Below are 17,518 nucleotides of genomic sequence, written 5' to 3'. Positions count from 1 at the left end.
TCTTCTCGACCGCGACGCCTGTTCGAACCCACGAGGATTTGCCGGCCGGCGGTGAAACCCCTCACCCTCCCACCGCTTCGCGGCGGGCCCCTCCCTCTCCCTATGGAAGAGGGGGCGACGCTTGCGCCCATCCCCCAATCGCGATCACATGCCCGCCGTGTTGCACGGGGGCCAGCGTGACCGAAGCCTTGATCGTCCGGGGGCTGGACAAGACCTTCGCCAAGCCGGCCGTGCGCGAGCTGGACCTGACGGTGCATCCGGGAGAGCTCTACGCCCTGCTCGGCCCCAATGGCGCGGGCAAGACCACCACCCTGCGGATGGTCGCGGGCCTGACCAAGCCCGACAAGGGCAGCATCGAGATCTTCGGGATCGACGCCCGGGCCGATCCGGCGGCGGCCAAGGCGATCACCGCCTGGGCGCCCGACGAGGCGATGATCTACGACCGGCTGACGCCGCTGGAATATCTGGAGTTCGTCGCCGGTCTGTGGAACGTCGAACCCAAGCACGCCAAGGCTCGGGCGCTGGAGCTGCTGGAGACCCTGGGTCTTGCGGCCGAGGCGCGGCGGCGCTGCGAGGGCTTTTCGCGCGGCATGAAGCAGAAGGTGGCCCTGGCCGGGGCGCTGATCCACGATCCCCGGCTGCTGATCCTCGACGAGCCGCTGACCGGCCTCGACGCCGCCGCCGCGCGGCTGGTGAAGGACATGCTGCAGGCCCGCGTCGACGCCGGCGGCACGGTGATCCTGACCACCCACATTCTAGAGGTGGCCGAGCGCATGGCCGACCGCATCGGCATCATCGCCGGCGGACGGCTGCTGGCCGAGGGCACGCTGGACGCCCTGCGTGGGCAGGCGGGCAAGGACGGCGGCACGCTGGAAGACGTCTTTCTGCAGCTGACGGCCGACGGGGCGGCGGCGTGAGGCTGCTGCGATCCGGCTCGGTCGCCTGGCTGCTGGCCCAGGAGATCCGGCTCTACTGGCGCGGCCTGACCGGCAAGAAGGCCGGCGCCGGGATCGGGGCCTGGATCGGCGGTTCGATCCTGCTGCTGGTGATGCTGAGCGGCGGGGCCTCGCTGGGCTTCGTGCTGCGCAAGCTGGACGTGCCGATGGTCCCGATGGCGGCGGCCATCGCCCTGGCCTGCTGCGCCACGGCCTTCACCCTGATGCTGTCCCAGACCCTGGCGGCGGCCAGCGAGGCGCTCTACGAGCGCGGCGACCTTGATCTGCTGTTCTCCTCGCCGATCCCGCCGCGGACGGTGCTGTTCGTCCGCGCCCTGGGCGTGGCGGCGGGGGTCATGACGGTGTTCCTGATCTTCCTGACGCCGCTTGTCGGGCCGGCGATCATCCTGGGCCATCCCGAGTGGCTGGGACTGTTCGGCGTGCTGGCGGCCCTGGCCTTGCTGGCGACGGCGGCGGGCCTTTCGCTGGCCATGACCCTGTTCTCGCTGATCGGACCGCGCCGCACGCGCACTGTGGCCCAGGTGCTGGCGGCCCTCGTGGGCGCGGCCTTCTTCCTGACCAGCCAGATCCGCACCATCCTGGGCAAGGGCGCCAGCGAGAGCCTGTTCCAGACCCTGGCGCGCGAGACGTCGGAAGGCCGGCTGAAGCTGCTGCCCATCGCCTGGCTGCCGCTAAAGGCGATGCTGGGCGAGCCCCTGCCGCTGCTGGCGCTCCTGTCGATCGGGGCGGGGGCCTTCACCCTGTCGGCGCTGTCGCTGGGCCGGCGGTTCGCCGACGCCGCGGCCGCGACCCAAGGATCCCAGACCAGCGCCGCCAGGCCCGTGCGCGGTCGCGAGCGGGCCTTCGCCAAGGGGGTGTTCGCCGCCACCCTGGCCAAGGAGCTGCGGCTGATCCTGCGCGACGCGGGCCTGCTGTCGCAGGTGCTGCTGCGGGTGCTGTATCTGGTGCCGACCGCGGTGATCCTCAGCCGCAACGCCGCCCACGGCGGAGGCATGGCCCTGGCCGGCGGGGCGGGGGTGGTGGTGTTCCTGGCCGGGCAGGTGGCCGGAAGTCTGGCCTGGATCACCCTGTCGGCCGAGGAGAGCCCGGACCTGCTGGCTGTTTCGCCGGCCGCCGTGCGTAGCTTGCGCCGCGCCAAGCTGGCGGCGGCCCTGTTGCCGGTGGCCCTGCTGCTGGCCGCGCCGCTGGCGGTGCTGGCCTGGCTGGCGCCGGCCACGGCCTTTTGGACCGCCGTCGGCGCGGGCCTGGCGGCCTGGGCCTGCGGGCTGATCAATGTCTGGCACCAGAAGCCGGGCAAGCGGGCCGACTTCAAGCGCCGGCGCGGGGCCTCGTGGTTCGCGACCCTGGCCGAGGTGGCGATCTCGGCCCTGCTGGCCGGCTTTGTCGGCCTGTCGGTGGCCGGTCTGCCGCTGTGGGGTCTGGCGCCGCTGGCCGTGGCCCTGCTGGCCCTGCTGGCGCTGCGCCGTAGCGACGCCCAGATCGCCAAGGTGCTGCGCCTGGCGGCCTGACGCTCCGGATTTTCGTGAATTTGCACAGGTATTGTCGCCTGAAGGGTTCAGCCTTCTCGCGAACAGCCTATGGTGGGGCAAGCCGGGGGCGGCGACTGGAAAGATCGACCGCCCATGCCCGATCCCTACAGCTTCGAGCGTGCGGACGTTTCCCCGGATTCCAAGCCGTGGATCGTGATCCAGTCGTTGCTGCAGCTGGCCTTGATCGCGCTGGTCTGGCTGCTGGCGATCGCGCCCGTGGGCCTGGTGGTGCTGGGGCTCGCCGGCGCGCGGAGGCTGAAGGCCGGCTGGCGAGCGCTCAGCAGTCGAGCAGGGCGGTGATCGTGCACGCCACGCCTTCGGGGCGGAACTCGATGCGCGCTTCGCCCGACAGCTCGGCCGCCAAGCCTCGCTCGATCAGCCGCGAGCCGAAGCCGCGCCGCGTGGGCGCCTCGACCGTCGGGCCGCCGCGCTCGATCCAGCTGAGGGTGAGGCGCGGGACGGCCGAATAGTCGACGCTCCACGACAGCAGGATCTGGCCGCCGGGTCGCGACAGGGCGCCGTACTTGACCGCATTGGTCGCCAACTCGTGCAGGGCCATCGACAGCGACAGGGCCGGGCGCGGCGACAGCCGCACGGGTGGGCCGTCGAGCACGAAGCGACCCTCGCCGCCGTGCAGGGCGGTCAGACGGTCGATGACGTCCATCAGGTCGGCGCCTTCCCAGTTCTCGCGGGTCAGGACGTCGTGGGCCTCCGACAAGGCGATGATGCGGGCGGTGAACGCCTCCTGGGCGGCCGGCAGCGAGCGGGCGGCGTGGAAGGTCTGGCCGGCGATGGCCTGGATGGTGGCCAGCGAGTTCTTCACGCGATGGTTCAGCTCGTTGACCAGCAGTCGCAGGTGCAGCTCGGCGCGCTTGCGGTCGGTGACGTTGACCGTGGTGCCGATCATCCGCGTCGGCTTGCCTTCGGCGTCGAAGAAGGCCTTGCCCTTGGCCGACAGCCAGCGCTCGACCCCGTCCTGGCGGCCGATGACCCGGAACTCGACGTCGTAGTCGGCGCGGATGCGGCCGTCGAGCGTGCGGCGCAGGGCCTCGCGGACCTCGGCGCGGTCGGAGGGGTGCAGGTTGGTGTAGAAGTCCTCGCGCACCACCGGCGTGCCCAGCGGGACGCCGAACATGGCGTAGCAGCGGTCGGACCAGGTGAGCACGTCGTTGCGGATGTCGAGGTCCCAGGTGCCGACGTCGGCGGCCTCGATGGCCAGGCGCAGGGTCTCTTCCTGGGATTCCAGCCGGCGGGCGGCGGCCTTGCGGTCGGTGATGTCCCAGCCGACGCCGACGAAGCGGATGCACTGGTCGCGGTCGAAATAGGCCCGTCCGAAGGTCTCGATCCAGCGCAGCGCCCCGTCGGAAGCGCGCACGATGCGGTACTGGACGTTGATCAGGCCGTCGCCGGTCGGGTCGATGGCGGCGGCCACGGCCGCCTGGACCCCGTCGACGTCGTCAGGATGGACGAGGGCCAGGAAGGCTCCGAAATCGAGCGGGCCCGGCTCGGCTACGCCGAACAGTTCGCAGGAGCGCTTGTCCCAATAGCGCTGGCCGGTGCTGGGATTGTGGTCCCAGCGGCCCATGCCGGCCGCCTCCATGGCGATGTCGCGATCGAGGCGGGCCTCCAGCAGCTCGGCTTCCATCGCCTTGCGATCGGTGATGTCGAAGACCACGCCGGCGTTGCGGTCGGCCTTGCCGTCGGCGTCGAGATAGCAGCTGCCGCTGGCGACGACCCAGCGGATCGAACCATCGGCCTGGACGAGGCGGAACTCGTCGGAGAAGTCGCCGCCGGTCTGCATGGCGGCCAGGGCGACGCCGGCCACGCGGTCGCGGTCCTCGTCGTGGACGGCGGGGGTAAAGCGCTGGGCGGGCAGGCCCAGCGACGCGAAGGCCGGGTCCACCTGGTGCAGTATGGCGTAGCGGGCGTCGCAATAGACCTTGTTGGCCTTGATGTCCCACTCCCAGGCGCCGACCCCGCCGGCGGCGCCCAGCGCCATGTTGTAGCGGGCCTGGGTGTCGCGCAGGGCCTTCTCGGTCTCGACCGCGCCGGTCACCTCGACGGCCGAGATCAGCACCCCGCCGACGCCGGTCGGGGCGGTGTCGTCGGGCACCGGGCTGTAGCTGACGGCGAAATGGGCCAGGCGCGCCTCGCCGCCCTCGCGCTGCACCTGCAGGGGCATGCGCTCAAGGGCGTAGCCGCCGCTTTCGCCGCGCAGGATGTCCTGGTGGATGCCCAGCAGGGTGGCGCGGAACTCGTCGGAATGCTGGGTGAAGGGACGGCCCAGGGCGTCGGGGTGGCGCTCGCGCAGGGCTGGCGCGTAGGCGTCGTTATAGACCAGGATGAACTCGGGACCCCAACGCAGGGCCATGGGGAAGTTGGTCGCCAGCAGCATGTCGACGGCCAGCTTCAGGCTGGGAGACCAGGTCTCGCGCGCGCCCAGCGGGGTGCGCGACCAGTCGAACGCGCGAACGCGTTCGGCCATTTCGCCCCCGGCTAGACGCGTGAACGCAGGCAAGCTTCGCCCGTCGCCTTGCGGCATGGCGTCTGGTCCCTCCCACCGGCTCCCCTAAAGCCGGGTCCTGGCGAACAATGATCCGAGGGCTCAATGGGTTGCAAGGGTCGAGGGACCACCCTGCGCGCAAGCGTCGCAGTACGGGGCGGCTCAAGGTTGTAGTTTTCGTCGCGGGGGCGACCCGGCTCGACCTGAGGGGAGGCGCAGGCAAAGAAAGGGCCGCCTTCCCGGAGGAAGGCGGCCGATATCTTCAGGTCAGCTCAGGACCGATCAGTCGATCGGGCTCCAGCGGGTTTCGACCGTCTGGACGCCGCCGCCGCGCTTGGGGCCGCGGAAATCGCCGCCCTGCTTGGCGCCGCCCTGGGCCTGCTGGCCGCCGCGACCTTGACCACCCTGGCCTTGACCGCCGCGGCCGCCGTTACGGCCGCCGCCGTTGCGGCCCTGGCCCTGGGCCTGACGACCTTCGCCGCCGCCCTGAGCGCCGCCCTGGCCGCCCTTGCCCTGGCCGCCGTTACGGTTGCGCTTGCGGCGCAGTTCCGACGGGACGTTGTTGCGCGGGTCCGCCTTGCGCGGATCGACGTACTTCTCGGCCGGAGCCAGCTTGTCGGCGACGGCCGCGGCGGCCGCCAGGGCCTTGTCGTTGCGGCGGTCGAAGGACGGGATCTTCTGGCGGGTGGCCTTCTCGATGTCCTTCAGCAGGCTGCGTTCGTCGTCCGAGCAGAAGCTGATGGCGACGCCGTCCTTGCCCTTGCGGGCGGTGCGGCCGATCCGGTGGACATAGGCCTCCGGCACGTTGGGCAGCTCGTAGTTGAAGACGTGGCTGATGTCGTTGACGTCGATGCCGCGGGCGGCGATGTCGGTCGCGACCAGGGCCTTGACCTCGCCGGCCTTGAAGGCCGCCAGGGCGCGCTCGCGCTGGCCTTGGGTCTTGTCGCCGTGGATCGAGGCGGCCTCGATGCCGGCGGCGGTCAGGTACTTGGCCACGCGGTCGGCGCCGCGCTTGGTGCGGGTGAAGACGATCGAACGCTCGACGCTGCGGTCCGACAGCAGTTCGGCCAGCAGCGGGCGCTTGCGCTGGGCTTCGATGTAGATCAGCGACTGCTCGATGCGCTCGACCGTGGTGGCCTGCGGGGTGATCGACACCGAGGCCGGATCCTTCAGCAGCTCGCCGGCCAGCTTGCCGATCTCGCTGGGCATGGTGGCCGAGAAGAACAGGTTCTGGCGGTCCTTGGGCAGCTGGCTGGCGATCTTGCGGATCGGCACCACGAAGCCGAGGTCGAGCATCTGGTCGGCTTCGTCGAGCACGAAGATCTCGACGCCGCCGAGGGTGGCGCTCTTTTCGCCCAGGTGGTCCATCAGGCGGCCCGGGGTGGCGACGACGACGTCGACGCCGGCGGCCAGGGCGCGCATCTGCGGGCCGTACTTCACGCCGCCGAAGATGGTGGCGACCGAGAGGCCCAGGTGCGCGGCGTAGGCCTTGAAGTTGTCGGCGATTTGCGTCGCGAGTTCACGGGTCGGGGAGAGGACCAGGCAGCGGAAGCCGCGGCGCGGGGCCGGACGGCGGTCCTCGGCCAGGCGGTGCAGGATCGGCAGGGCGAAGGCGGCGGTCTTGCCGGTGCCGGTCTGGGCGATGCCCAGCAGGTCGCGGCCCTTCATGACGACGGGGATGGCTTGCGCCTGGATCGGAGTGGGCTGGGTGTAGCCCTTGTCGGCCAGGGCCTTGAGGATCGGCTTGGCCAGGCCAAGGTCAGTGAATTGAGTCACTACGGACGTATCTTTCATACGGTCGCGAGACGGCGCGCGCGGTCCTCGCACGGCTCGCCTGGCGGCGGGTCGGTGGGGAGCGCCCCGCGTGATACGGGCGGTCTATGAGAAGCTTTCAGGGCGCTCGACAGGCTGAACCGAAAAGGGTCCGTCACGCGGCTGGAGCACCGATAGCGCCGGCTGGCGCGAGGCTCATATCGGATATTGCAGGTGCGAAGTCAAGTGCGGGCCTTGAAAGGCAAGGGGTTGCGGTGGTTTGGCGCATAGATGCTCCCCCTGAAGGGGGAGCTGTCGCCCCCCGGGTCCGGCCAAAGGCCGGCCCGAGGATAAACTCCGCGACTGAGGGGGGAGTGAGCCTCCTGCTCCAATCCGTAAAATCCCCGCGAAAGCGGGGACCCAGGCTTTTTCTGAAACGCGTGGCGCTCGACGATAAAACACCTGGGTCCCCGCTTTCGCGGGGATTTTACGGGAGAAGGGCGACTGGCGGTTCGGAAGCTGAAAACGGCCCCCCTCCGGCCCTCCGGGCCACCTCCCCCAGAGGGGGAGGATCTTCTAGGCGCGGCGCTCTTCGAGATGCTCCCCCGCCGGGGGAGCTGTCGGCGAAGCCGACTGAGGGGGCGTCGCCACAGTATTCGAAAACGCCACCACCTCCGACAGCCCGCGCGGTTCGGCCGCCTCGACACCCAGGAGCGCCGCGATCTCCAGCGCCGGCTTGGGGCGGCTGATGAAGTAGCCCTGGATCTCGCCGCAGCCCTGGCGGCGCAGCTCGTGCAGCTGTTCCTCGGACTCCACGCCCTCGGCCGTGGTGGTGATGCCCAGGCTGGCGCCCAGGTCGAGCACGGCCTTGATGATCGCCAGGGCGTCGGCGTCGTCGAGGATGTCGCGCACGAAGGTCTGGTCGATCTTGATCTTGTCGAACGGGAAGCTGCGCAGGTAGCTCAGCGAGCTGTAGCCCGTGCCGAAGTCGTCCATCGAGATGCGCACGCCCAGGGCCTTGAGGTCATGCAGGATGGCGGTGTTCTGGGCGCTGTCCTGGAGCAGGACGCTCTCGGTGATCTCCAGTTCCAGGCGCTCGGCGGCCAGGCCCGAGGCGGCCAGGGCCTGGACGACGGTGGCGGCCAGGCGGCGGTCGCGGAACTGGGCGGGCGACAGGTTCACCGCCAGACGCACGTGCGCCGGCCAGCGGGCGGCCTCGTCGCAGGCGGCGCGCAGCACCCAGTCGCCCAGGGCGCCGATCAGGCCGATCTCCTCGGCCAGCGGGATGAACTCGCCGGGCGAGACCATGCCGCGCTCCGGATGGCGCCAGCGCAGCAGCGCCTCGCAGCCGGTGACGCGGTCGGCCTCGAGGTCGAACAGCGGCTGGTAGAACAGTTCGAACTGGCCCTCGGCCAGGGCGCGGCGCAGGTCCAGCTCCAGCGCCCGGCGGGCCTGAAGCTGCTCGTCCATGGCCCGCTCGAAGAAGTGGAAGGTGCCCTTGCCGTCGGCCTTGGCGCGGTAGAGGGCCATGTCGGCCTTCTTGAGCAGCTCGTCGCTGTCGAGGCCGTCGTCGGGCGAGACCGCAACCCCGACGCTGCCACCGATCACCACCTGGTGGCCGCGCAGGTCGAACGGGGCCTCCAGGGCCTCGACGATGCGGGCGGCCAGGCGCGTGGCGCCGGTCAGGTCGGTGAGGCCGGTCTGGACCACGGCGAACTCGTCGCCGCCCAGGCGGGCGACGGTGTCGCCTTCGCGCACGCAGCCCCGCAGGCGCTCGGCGGCGGCCTTCAGCAGGGCGTCGCCGACCGGATGGCCCAGGGTGTCGTTGACCACCTTGAAGCGGTCCAGATCCACGCAGTGCACGGCCACCAGGTCCTCGCGCCGCGCGGCGCGGGCCAGGGCGTCGGACAGATCCTTCTGGAACAGCAGGCGGTTGGGCAGCTCGGTCAGCGGGTCGTAGTGGGCCAGGCGGGCGATCTGGGCCTCGGCCCGCTTGCGCTCGGCGATGTCCTCGGAGATGCCCAGCAGGTATTCGGGGCGGCCGTCGGCGTCGAGGATGGCGATCTTCTTGGTGCGCAGGATGGCGGTCGCGCCGTCTTTACGGGGGATGAGGTCTTCCTCGATCACCTTGATGTCGCCCGAGCGGATCACCTCGGCGTCGCGGGCGTGATAGATCGCCGCCTGGATCGGATCGTAGAAGTCGTCGTCGGTGCGGCCGATCATCTCCTCGCGCGTATAGCCCAGGATCTTCTCGCCGGCCCGGTTGAGCAGGACGTAGCTCTGGTCGTCGGCGCGCTTGACGAACACCATCGAGGGAATGGACTCCACGACCGCGCTCATGAAGGTGCGGGCGCGTTCCTCGTCGGCCTTGGCTTCGGCCAGGGCGTGCAGGTTCTGGCGGTTGGTCTCGCTGGTGGCCTGCAAGAGGCCGATCACCGTGCCGACGCCCAGATAGCGCCCGCCGTCGGTGACGATGAAGCCGCGTAGCAGGTCGGACGCCCGGTAGGACAGGCTGTCGCTGGTGAAGGCGGCCAGCTCGACGTCGGCCTCGACGACCAGCGGCTCGGAATCCATCAGCACCTCGATCGGCCGGTTGGCGTAGAGGGCCCGGCCGTACTCGGCCGCCATCCGCAGGAAGAAGGCGTTGCGCTCGACCAGCCCCACGGGCCGGTCGTCGGCGTCCAGCACCGGGACGATCAGGGTGTCCGGCTCCTCGCGGAACCGTTCGTACAAGGTCTTGCCCAGGTCTTCCGCCCGCGCCGGGGCCAAGGAAGAAACCGTGTCGCGCAAGGTGAACATCGGAATACGCCCTCCACTCGCGAGGGGGAATGAGGGTTTCACACCTAACGAGGTGCTAAACTTGACCGTGCGGGCTCCAGGTTTCGTGAAAACTTCATGGCGGTGTCACAGTGATTGCGGGCGCGTTTACTGTGAGAGTGCGGGTTGAATATTCAGTGGTCGGACGATGCGGCGCGCGCCTTGTGGCGACCACGTACACCTCATCCGTCAAATCCCCGCCTTCGCGGGGATGCACGGAGAAAAAGGGGGCGCTGCTGGCCCAGCCGAAGGTTCCCTCCAGCATTTCCAAGGCCTAGTTAGGAGCCGTCCGAGGAGTACCCCCATGCCCAGTTCCCTGCCGCTTCGCCATTTCCTTCTGGCCCTGGCGGTGGTGGCGGTGTGGGGCACCAACTTCGTGGTCATCCGCCAGGCGCTGAACCACCTGCCGCCGCTGACCTTCGCCACCCTGCGCTTCACCCTGGTGCTTCTGCCGCTGGTGTTCTTCGTCAAGAAGCCGGCGGTGTCGTGGCTCAACCTCGCCGGCTACGGCCTGCTGATCGGGGCGGGGCAGTTCGGCCTGCTGTTCGTGGCCATGAAGGGCCACATCTCGCCGGGCCTGGCCTCGCTGATCCTGCAGACCCAGGTGTTCTTCACCATCGCCCTGGCCATGCAGATCAATCGCGAGCGGGTGCGGGGCTTCCAGATCGTGGCCCTGCTGTTGGCCGTCGCCGGGATCACGATCATCGCCCTGCACGGCGGCGGCTCGGCCACGCCGCTGGGCGTGGCGCTGGGTCTGCTGGCGGCGCTGAGCTGGGGCTGCGGCAACATCGTCGCGCGCCAGGCCGGGCCGGTGAACATGCTGGGCTACGTGGTCTGGGCCAGCCTGTTCTCGATCCCGCCGCTGCTGGTCATGGCCCTGTGGCTGGAGGGACCCTCGGCCATGGTCAAGGGCGTGACCGAAGCCGGCTTCGGCACCTGGCTGGCCGTCGCCTGGCAGGCGGTGGGCAACACCATGTTCGGCTACGGCGCCTGGGGCTGGCTGCTGGCCCGCCACCCGGCCGCGACCATCACGCCGATGGCCCTGCTGGTGCCGGTGTTCGGCATGAGCGCCTCGGCCCTGCTGCTGGGCGAGGGCCTGCCGGCCTGGAAGCTGCTGGCGGCGGGCCTGGTGCTGGCCGGCCTGGCGGTCAACATGCTGTGGCCGAAGATCCGGGCGCTGCGGGCGGCGCAGGCGGCCTGATCCCGACTTGACGTCAGGTTGCGCGCGCTCGACCTTCGCCATGTAGGGGAGGGCGTGATGCAGCGCAGGACATTTCTGATCGGTGCGGCGGGTCTGGCCGCGGTTCCGGCGATCGCGACGGCCGAGGGCGGCTGGAGCGAGCCGATGGCGATCCATTTCGAGACGGACTCGGCCAAGATCGGCGCCCGGCAATGGAGCGAGCTCGAGGCGGTGTTCAAGGCGTTCCAGGAACGGCCGAACCCGCGCAACGGCGACTCGGTGCAAGTGATCGGCTACATGGACGAAGCCGAGCGGTCCCGGTTCCTGAGGGCGCTGCCTTTGGAGCGCGCCCAGAGCGTCGCCGACGCGTTCAACGAGCTGGACAAGGCGTCGAGGCGGGCCAGGCCCCGGCGCGCGACGAGTCTGCTGGTCCAGACGCGTGGACCGCTCGAGGCCAACCGCGTGGCCCTGGTCTCCTGGCGGGTCTCCTCTTGAAAAGGCGCCGCCGCCCCGGCATCGAGGCGGCGTTCCTTTCCTGAGTGATCGCCCATGACCGCCGCCCGCTACGACTTCGCTTCCGACAACGTCGCCGGGGCCATGCCCGAGGTGATGGAGGCGCTGGTCGCCGCCAACGCCGGCACGGCGTCGGGCTATGGGACCGACCACGTCAGCCAGGCGGCCGGCGACCGCATCCGCGCGGCGCTCGACGCCGACGCCGAGGTCAAGTTCATGCCGTCGGGCACGGCGGCCAACGCCTTCGCCCTGACCCTGCTGGCCTCGCCGCACGAGGCGGTGCTGGCCCACGAGCACGCCCACATCTGCACCGACGAGACCGGCGCGCCGGGTTTCTTCGGCCAGGGCGTGGGGCTGATCGGCCTGCCGGGAGCGTCGGGCAAGATCGAGCTTTCGGCGCTGGAGGCGGCCCTGGCCCAGCCCGACGTCTCCTACCGCCAGCCGGCGGCGGCCCTGTCGCTGACCACGGCCACCGAGTACGGCACGGTCTATTCGGAGGCCGCGCTGAAGGCCCTGATCGATCCCGTGAAGGCCAAGGGCTATGGCGTGCACCTGGATGGCGCGCGGCTGGCCAACGCCGTGGCCGCCGGCTTCGACCTGAAGGCGGTCAAGCGCCTGGGCGTCGATATTCTCGTGATGGGCGGGACCAAGGCCGGCTCGACTCCGACCGAGGCGGTGGTGTTCCTTGACCCCGCCCACCGCCGCCGCCTGGACTCGCGGATCAAGCACGCCGGACAGCTGGTCTCCAAGGGCCGGTTCCTGGCCGCGCCGTGGCTGGGCTTGCTGGACGAGACCGGCGGGACCGGCCCCTGGGCGGCCCGCGCGGCGCACGCCAACGCCATGGCGCAAAAGCTTGCGGCGCTGATGCCCTATCCGATCCTGCACCCGGTGGAAGCCAACGGCCTGTTCGTTCAGATGAGCGACGCGGCGCTGGACCGGCTGCGCGGCGAGGGCTGGTTCGTCTACCGCTTCCTGGACGGTTCCGCCCGCTTCATGTGCTCGTGGGCGACCACCTCTGAAATGGTAGAGCAGTTGGGCATCGCTCTCGCCAAGATTGCTCTCGACGAACCCGCATAGCAGCGCTATGCGTGCGAGGGACTGTTTCGGGGTTGAAACAGTCGGGGGCATATCTGGGGGCTCACCGTGTCCGTTTTTCGTAGCGTCGCCGTCACGGCGTGCCTGTTTCTGGCCGCCTGCACCACGACCAACACCCGTCTCGCCGACAAGTCGCCGACCAGGCCGGCCGCCGGCGCCAAGATCCTGATCGTCCAGCCGGACATCGAGCTTGGCCTGCTGACCGTGACCGGCATCCAGGAGGCGCGCGCCGACTGGTCCAGCCAGGCCCGAGGCAACATCAAGCGCGAACTGGAAGAGGCCGCGACGGCCAAGTCGCACGTCTTCCGCTCGCTGGATCCGACCTCGGTCGAGGACCCGCGCGCCCTCCAGCTGCTGCGCCTGCACGAGGCCGTCGGCAACTCGATCCGCGGCTTCAACTACGGCCTCTATTCGCTGCCGACCAAGAAGAGCTTCGACTGGACGCTGGGCAGCGGAACCCAGACCCTGGCCCAGGCCTATGACGCCGACTACGCCCTGTTCACCTACGGCCGGGGCGCCTATTCGAGCGGCGGCCGCAAGGCGGCCATGGTCGGCGCGGCCCTGCTGGGCGTCAGCATGCCGATGGCCCAGCAATACGCCTTCACCTCGCTGGTCGACCTGAAGACCGGCAAGGTGGTGTGGTTCAACGTCGCCGTGGCCGGCACGGACTCCGACATGCGCTCGCCCGAGGGCGCGGAGACCTTCGCCAAGGCCCTGCTGAAGGACGCGCCGCTCTGATGCCCCGCGTCCTTCGCCCCAGGGCGAAGGGCCTGGCCCTGCTGGCCGCCGCCGTCCTGGCGGTCGCGCCGGCGGGCGCCCAACCCCGCGCCCCGCACCTGCGCCCGACCGACACCTCCGACGAGGGCGGTATCTGGGCGCTGTCCGAAAAGGCCGAGCTGGCGGCCCGCCAGTCGGTCGAACGCAACCGCGACCCGGCGCTGAACGCCTATGTCACCGGCGTCGTCGCCAAGCTGGCGCCCGAGTACCAGGGCGACATCCGCGTCTATGTGATGGACCGGCCGTTCTTCAACGCCCAGATGGCTCCCAACGGCTATGGCGAGGTGTGGTCGGGCCTGCTGCTGCGGGTGCAGAGCGAGGACGAGCTGGCCTTCGTGCTGGGCCATGAGGTCGGCCACTTCGCCGAGAACCACTCGATCGAGGCCTATCGGGCGCTGAAGGCCCGGCTGGGCGCGACCATGGCCGTGCAGTTCGCGGTGGCGGCGGTGGCCATGGGGGCGGCGGTCAACGCCGGCTCGACCCAGGGCGCCAACGACATCATGCGCGCCGCCGGCGCGCTGAACGACCTGCTGTATCTGGGTCAGCTGGCCGCCTATTTCGGCTATTCGCGCGAGAACGAGGTCGAGGCCGACGGCCTGGGCTTCAAGCGGGCCGTCGCCGCCGGCTACGACCCGGCCGCCGGGGCCACCCTGTGGCGCTCGCTGATCGCCGAGACCGGCTCGTCGAGCTTCAAGCGCGTGCGCGACCAGGAAGCCCGCTCCAACATCTTCAGCACCCACCCGGTCAGCAGCGAGCGGGTCAAGGCGCTGGACGACCTGGCCGCCCGCACGCCGACCAAGGCCTCCACCGCCGACCGCAAGGCCTATCGCGCCGTCATCCGCCCGCACCTGGCCGCCTGGCTGAAGGATGATCTGCGCCGGCGCGACTACGGCCAGAGCCTGGCCCTGATCGACCGCCTGGCGGCCGAGGGCGAGGACCAGGGCCTGCTGACCTTCTACCGCGCCGAGGCCTATCGCCAGCGGCGCGGCGAAGGCGACCTGGAACTGGCCCGCAAGGCCTACGCCCAGGCCGGGACCTATTCCGACGCGCCGGTCGCCACCTGGCGCACCCTGGGCGACCTGACCCTGCAGGCCGGCGACCGCCCGGGCGCCAAGGCCGCCTACGAAACCTATCTCGCCCGCGCCCCCCAGGCGCAGGACCGCTGGCTGGTCGAGGCCAGCCTCAAGAAACTCTCCGAAGGAAGCGCGACATGATCCGCACCAACACGATCCGTCTGCTGGCCGCCTCCGCCCTGCTCATGAGCCTGTCGGCCTGCGTCAGCGTCACCTCGGCCCCGGCCGGCCCCTACAAGGTCGGAACCGCCCAGGTCACCCTCGGCCACGAGTGGTCGGACATCAGCGCCATCATGTTCGCCCGCCCGGCCAAGGTGCGGCTGCTGTCGATGGACGGCCCGTTGCTGAACCGCCTCTACGTGACCGACGGCCTCGCGCCCGGCGAATTCATGGTCAAGCCGACGGCCAAGGAGCGCCCGACCCCGACCTACCGCGCCGGCATGGCGCCGACCGAGTTGGTGGAGTTCGTCACCGACAGCGTCGCGGCCCTCGACTATCAGCGGGTCGAGACCGACAACCTGCGCCCGGCCAAGGTGGGCTCGGCTGACGGCCTGCGCTTTGACCTCAAGGCCAAGACCAAGGAAGGCCTCGACATCTCTGGCGCCGCCCAGGTGGCCGAGGTGAACGGCAAGCTCTACGTCGTCCTGTTCCTGGCGCCCAGCGAGCACTACTTCGCCGCCGAACTGCCGGAAGTGGAGACGGTGCTGGGCTCGGTGAAGGTGGGGTGAGGCTTTAGTCTCAAGCCTCTCAACCCTCCCGTCATTCCCGCCCTTGTGGCGGGAACCCCTGGTTCCGCTTTCACGTGAGGCGCAAGCGACGTGCTGAGCACGTCGCCCCCTCTTGCCCTTGCGGCCGATAGAGGGCTTCCCGCCACAAGGGCGGGAATGACGGGAAGTTGGGAGAGGGACTGAGCCTCACCCCTCGAAATACCGCTCCACCTGCTCGGCCCAGCCGTAGGAGGGCTTTGCCAGTTGGTCGCGGTCGTAGGCGGGGCTGTCCTTGAAGCGGTCCTTGGTGATCTCGACGGCATACGCCTCCGATTTGTCGTCGAAGGTCAGCACGCGCCAGGGCAGGGGATGGTACTTGCCGCCGGTGAACAGGCCGGCGGGCTCGACGGCGACATAGCGGCCGATGCCGGCGTCGCGATCGACGAACACCTCGCGGATGACGCCCAGCTTGTGGCCCTTGGGGTCGGTGACCGGCGTGCCGATCAGGTCGCCGCTCTTCACCAGACGATCGTCGACGGCCATGGCGTTTCTCCTTTGAAGCTCCCTTCGGCAACGCGCCTCGCGCAGGGGGAGTTGCCAACCCCGGCGAAGCTCGCGATGGATCGGGCATGAGCACGCCCGCCGCCCCGCCAACTGACCGCCCGATCGTCCTGGTCGCCGCCGCCGCCCTGATCGACGTCGACGGGCGGGTGCTGATCTGCCAGCGGCCCGAGGGCAAGTCGCTGGCCGGGTTGTGGGAATTTCCCGGCGGCAAGGTCGAGAAGGGCGAGACGCCCGAGCAATGCCTGATCCGCGAGCTGCACGAGGAGCTGGGCATCACGGTCGCCCAGGCGTGCCTGGCGCCCTTCGTCTTCGCCTCGCACACCTACGAGACCTTCCACCTGCTGATGCCGCTCTACCTGCTGCGGCGCTGGGAGGGACAGGTGACGGCCAAGGAGCACAAGGCGATGGCCTGGGTGAAGCCCGCCCAGCTGTCGGACTACGACATGCCGCCGGCCGATCTTCCGCTGGTCGCCTGGCTGCGGGATGTGCTTTAACTCAGACAAATAGCGCGAAGGCGCGAAACGTCCGAGGAAACGAGCGGTGACTTTCGACTTGCAGCCTTCGCGGCGCGTGATGCTGGCGGGGGCCGGGGCCCTGACCGTTTCCGGAGCAGCCGTTTCCGGAGGGGTGATCGCCGCGCCCGCGCCGGCCGCCCCGCTGTTCAATCCCGTCGTCCGCCAGCGGGCCGACGCCCAGGTCTTCAAGCATACGGACGGCTTCTACTACCTGACCGGCTCGGTGCCGGAATACGACCGGCTGATCATTCGCCGGTCGCGCACCCTGGCCGGGTTGGCGACCGCGGAGGAGGCGGTGATCTGGCGCAGGCCCAAGGACGGCAAGCTGGGGGGCTATATCTGGGCGCCCGAACTGCACTGGCTGGACGGCGCCTGGCACATGTATTTCGCGGCCGGCGACGCGGGCGAGCCGTTCCACATCCGCACCTATGTGCTGCGCTGCCAGGACCGCGACGCCCTGTCGGGCCGTTGGAGTCTGCTGGGCCAACTGCAGACCCCGTGGGACACCTTCACGCTCGACTCCACGGTCTTCAGCCACAAGGGCGTGCGCTACATCTGCTGGGCGCAGACCGAGCCGGGCATCAAGACCAACAGCAACCTTTACCTGGCGCCGCTGGCCACGCCCCTGACCCTGGCCCGGCCGCCGGTGCGCCTGACCGTGCCGACGCTGGACTGGGAGACCCGCGGCTACAAGGTGGCCGAGGCCCCGGCCGCCCTGATCCGCAACGGCCGCGTGTTCATCGCCTATTCGGCCAGCGCCACCGACGACCGCTACTGCCTGGGCCTGCTGACCGCCGACGCGGACGCCGACCTGATGTCGGAAGCCTCATGGAGCAAGTCGCCGGTCCCGGTGTTCGTGTCGTCGGAAGAGACGCGCGTCTGGGGCCCGGGCCACAACTCGTTCACGGTGGACGAGCAGGGCCGCGACGTCCTGGTGTTCCACGGCCGCGACTACAAGGCCATCAAGGGCAATCCGCTGTTCGATCCCAACCGCCACACGCGGGTGCAGCGGCTCTACTACAAGCCCGACGGAATGCCGGACTTCGGCGTGCCGGCGGGGCGGGGCGTGATCCCCGATCGCCTGTCGCCGCTGGATCGGCCGGGCGCGTTCCTGAAGGTCGAAGGCCAGGCGGTGAGCGTGGGCCAGGGGCCGCTGGCGACGATCCAGATCCGGCAGGTGCTGGGTCCATCTGGCCAGGTGACGCTGGAGCCGATCCTGCAGCCGGCCTCCGGACTAGACATCGCGGACGACAAGGTGATCGTCGAGGCGTCCAATCCTCTCGCCGACCGGGTGGCGACCTTCGTCCGGGTGAAGGGCCTGGCCGGCAAGGGCGTGTCGTTCAAGGAGCGGGAGAAGAGCGGCCGCTACCTGATGCACCGCGACGGCGCGGTGGTGGTGGGGACGGCCACGGACGCCAAGACCCGCGCGGCGGCGACTTGGCTGGTGAGCTGACCAACGAGATCGGCCCGTCATCCAAGGAACCTCCCCCTGTGGGGGAGGTGATCGCGAAGCGATCGGTGGGGGGAGCGGGACGGA

The 17,518-nt window shown here is 70.0% G+C and carries 15 protein-coding genes; 11 read left to right on the top strand and 4 right to left on the bottom strand.

The genetic code is table 11. The features are described 5' to 3' along the window. The first annotated feature begins 143 nt into the window (after positions 1–143). From AC07NS_RS01675 to AC07NS_RS01665, 3 genes are all read left to right on the top strand, one after another. A complete protein-coding gene (locus tag AC07NS_RS01675) occupies positions 144–917 on the top strand; it encodes an ABC transporter ATP-binding protein (protein ID WP_494601843.1) in 774 nt (257 codons plus the stop codon). Next, a complete protein-coding gene (locus tag AC07NS_RS01670) occupies positions 914–2,464 on the top strand; it encodes a putative ABC transporter permease subunit (protein ID WP_494600990.1) in 1,551 nt (516 codons plus the stop codon). Before AC07NS_RS01675 ends, AC07NS_RS01670 begins: the two co-directional genes overlap by 4 nt. Positions 2,465–2,578: 114 nt before the next feature. Continuing rightward, on the top strand, positions 2,579–2,785 hold the full coding sequence (locus AC07NS_RS01665) for a hypothetical protein (RefSeq protein WP_494600989.1): 207 nt from the start codon (positions 2,579–2,581) through the stop codon (positions 2,783–2,785). Here the strand turns inward: AC07NS_RS01665 and AC07NS_RS01660 are convergent. From AC07NS_RS01660 to AC07NS_RS01650, 3 genes are all read right to left on the bottom strand, one after another. Next, the gene (locus AC07NS_RS01660) at positions 2,763–4,970 is read right to left on the bottom strand and encodes a PAS domain-containing protein (protein WP_494600987.1); all 2,208 of its coding nucleotides are present in this window, start codon (positions 4,968–4,970) and stop codon (positions 2,763–2,765) included. The two genes, AC07NS_RS01665 and AC07NS_RS01660, sit on opposite strands and share 23 nt — an antisense overlap. A gap of 300 nt (positions 4,971–5,270) precedes the next feature. Next, positions 5,271–6,764 (bottom strand): DEAD/DEAH box helicase, encoded by a 1,494-nt coding sequence (locus tag AC07NS_RS01655; protein WP_494600985.1) that lies wholly within the window; start codon positions 6,762–6,764, stop codon positions 5,271–5,273. 552 nt (positions 6,765–7,316) lie between these two features. Further along, positions 7,317–9,539 (bottom strand): putative bifunctional diguanylate cyclase/phosphodiesterase, encoded by a 2,223-nt coding sequence (locus AC07NS_RS01650; protein ID WP_494600983.1) that lies wholly within the window; start codon positions 9,537–9,539, stop codon positions 7,317–7,319. Between the two features lie 322 nt (positions 9,540–9,861). Between AC07NS_RS01650 and AC07NS_RS01645 the strand changes: the two genes are divergently transcribed. The 6 genes from AC07NS_RS01645 to AC07NS_RS01620 all read left to right on the top strand — a co-directional run bounded on the left by AC07NS_RS01645 (position 9,862) and on the right by AC07NS_RS01620 (position 14,923). Then, positions 9,862–10,758 carry an EamA family transporter gene (locus tag AC07NS_RS01645; RefSeq protein WP_494600981.1) on the top strand — a complete coding sequence of 299 codons (897 nt, stop codon included), beginning with the start codon at positions 9,862–9,864 and terminating at the stop codon, positions 10,756–10,758. A gap of 57 nt (positions 10,759–10,815) precedes the next feature. Further along, positions 10,816–11,232, top strand: coding sequence for an OmpA family protein (locus AC07NS_RS01640; RefSeq protein ID WP_494600979.1), 417 nt, complete (start codon positions 10,816–10,818; stop codon positions 11,230–11,232). Between the two features lie 54 nt (positions 11,233–11,286). After that, positions 11,287–12,327 carry a beta-eliminating lyase-related protein gene (locus AC07NS_RS01635; protein WP_494600977.1) on the top strand — a complete coding sequence of 347 codons (1,041 nt, stop codon included), beginning with the start codon at positions 11,287–11,289 and terminating at the stop codon, positions 12,325–12,327. Between the two features lie 66 nt (positions 12,328–12,393). Further along, positions 12,394–13,083 carry a hypothetical protein gene (locus tag AC07NS_RS01630; protein ID WP_494600975.1) on the top strand — a complete coding sequence of 230 codons (690 nt, stop codon included), beginning with the start codon at positions 12,394–12,396 and terminating at the stop codon, positions 13,081–13,083. Beyond that, the gene (locus AC07NS_RS01625; RefSeq protein WP_494600973.1) at positions 13,083–14,336 is read left to right on the top strand and encodes a M48 family metalloprotease; all 1,254 of its coding nucleotides are present in this window, start codon (positions 13,083–13,085) and stop codon (positions 14,334–14,336) included. Before AC07NS_RS01630 ends, AC07NS_RS01625 begins: the two co-directional genes overlap by 1 nt. After that, on the top strand, positions 14,333–14,923 hold the full coding sequence (locus AC07NS_RS01620; RefSeq protein ID WP_494600972.1) for a hypothetical protein: 591 nt from the start codon (positions 14,333–14,335) through the stop codon (positions 14,921–14,923). Before AC07NS_RS01625 ends, AC07NS_RS01620 begins: the two co-directional genes overlap by 4 nt. Positions 14,924–15,109: 186 nt before the next feature. On the opposite strand, the gene AC07NS_RS01615 is transcribed toward AC07NS_RS01620, so the two are convergent. Further along, the gene (locus AC07NS_RS01615) at positions 15,110–15,445 is read right to left on the bottom strand and encodes a PRC-barrel domain-containing protein (RefSeq protein WP_494600970.1); all 336 of its coding nucleotides are present in this window, start codon (positions 15,443–15,445) and stop codon (positions 15,110–15,112) included. Between the two features lie 86 nt (positions 15,446–15,531). Here AC07NS_RS01615 and mutT point away from each other — a divergent pair, with 86 nt between their 5' ends. Both mutT and AC07NS_RS01605 read left to right on the top strand, forming a co-directional pair. Next, on the top strand, positions 15,532–15,960 hold the full coding sequence (mutT, locus tag AC07NS_RS01610) for an 8-oxo-dGTP diphosphatase MutT (RefSeq protein ID WP_494600968.1): 429 nt from the start codon (positions 15,532–15,534) through the stop codon (positions 15,958–15,960). Between the two features lie 46 nt (positions 15,961–16,006). Beyond that, the gene (locus tag AC07NS_RS01605) at positions 16,007–17,434 is read left to right on the top strand and encodes a family 43 glycosylhydrolase (RefSeq protein WP_494600966.1); all 1,428 of its coding nucleotides are present in this window, start codon (positions 16,007–16,009) and stop codon (positions 17,432–17,434) included. The last annotated feature ends 84 nt before the right edge of the window (positions 17,435–17,518 follow it).

It is taken from the genome of Caulobacter sp. GW821-FHT10A10, from assembly GCF_059415745.1.
The sequence above is the reverse complement of the archived record's forward strand: the minus strand, read 5'-3'. Positions and strand labels throughout refer to the sequence as shown.

Coding starts and splice junctions, on each gene's coding strand:
- AC07NS_RS01665 (WP_494600989.1), top strand. CDS start 2,579: ATGCCCGATCCCTACAGCTTCGAGCGTGCGGACGTTTCCCCGGATTCC.
- AC07NS_RS01660 (WP_494600987.1), bottom strand. CDS start 4,970: ATGGCCGAACGCGTTCGCGCGTTCGACTGGTCGCGCACCCCGCTGGGC.
- AC07NS_RS01650 (WP_494600983.1), bottom strand. CDS start 9,539: ATGTTCACCTTGCGCGACACGGTTTCTTCCTTGGCCCCGGCGCGGGCG.
- AC07NS_RS01645 (WP_494600981.1), top strand. CDS start 9,862: ATGCCCAGTTCCCTGCCGCTTCGCCATTTCCTTCTGGCCCTGGCGGTG.
- AC07NS_RS01640 (WP_494600979.1), top strand. CDS start 10,816: ATGCAGCGCAGGACATTTCTGATCGGTGCGGCGGGTCTGGCCGCGGTT.
- AC07NS_RS01635 (WP_494600977.1), top strand. CDS start 11,287: ATGACCGCCGCCCGCTACGACTTCGCTTCCGACAACGTCGCCGGGGCC.
- AC07NS_RS01625 (WP_494600973.1), top strand. CDS start 13,083: ATGCCCCGCGTCCTTCGCCCCAGGGCGAAGGGCCTGGCCCTGCTGGCC.
- AC07NS_RS01620 (WP_494600972.1), top strand. CDS start 14,333: ATGATCCGCACCAACACGATCCGTCTGCTGGCCGCCTCCGCCCTGCTC.
- AC07NS_RS01615 (WP_494600970.1), bottom strand. CDS start 15,445: ATGGCCGTCGACGATCGTCTGGTGAAGAGCGGCGACCTGATCGGCACG.
- mutT (WP_494600968.1), top strand. CDS start 15,532: ATGAGCACGCCCGCCGCCCCGCCAACTGACCGCCCGATCGTCCTGGTC.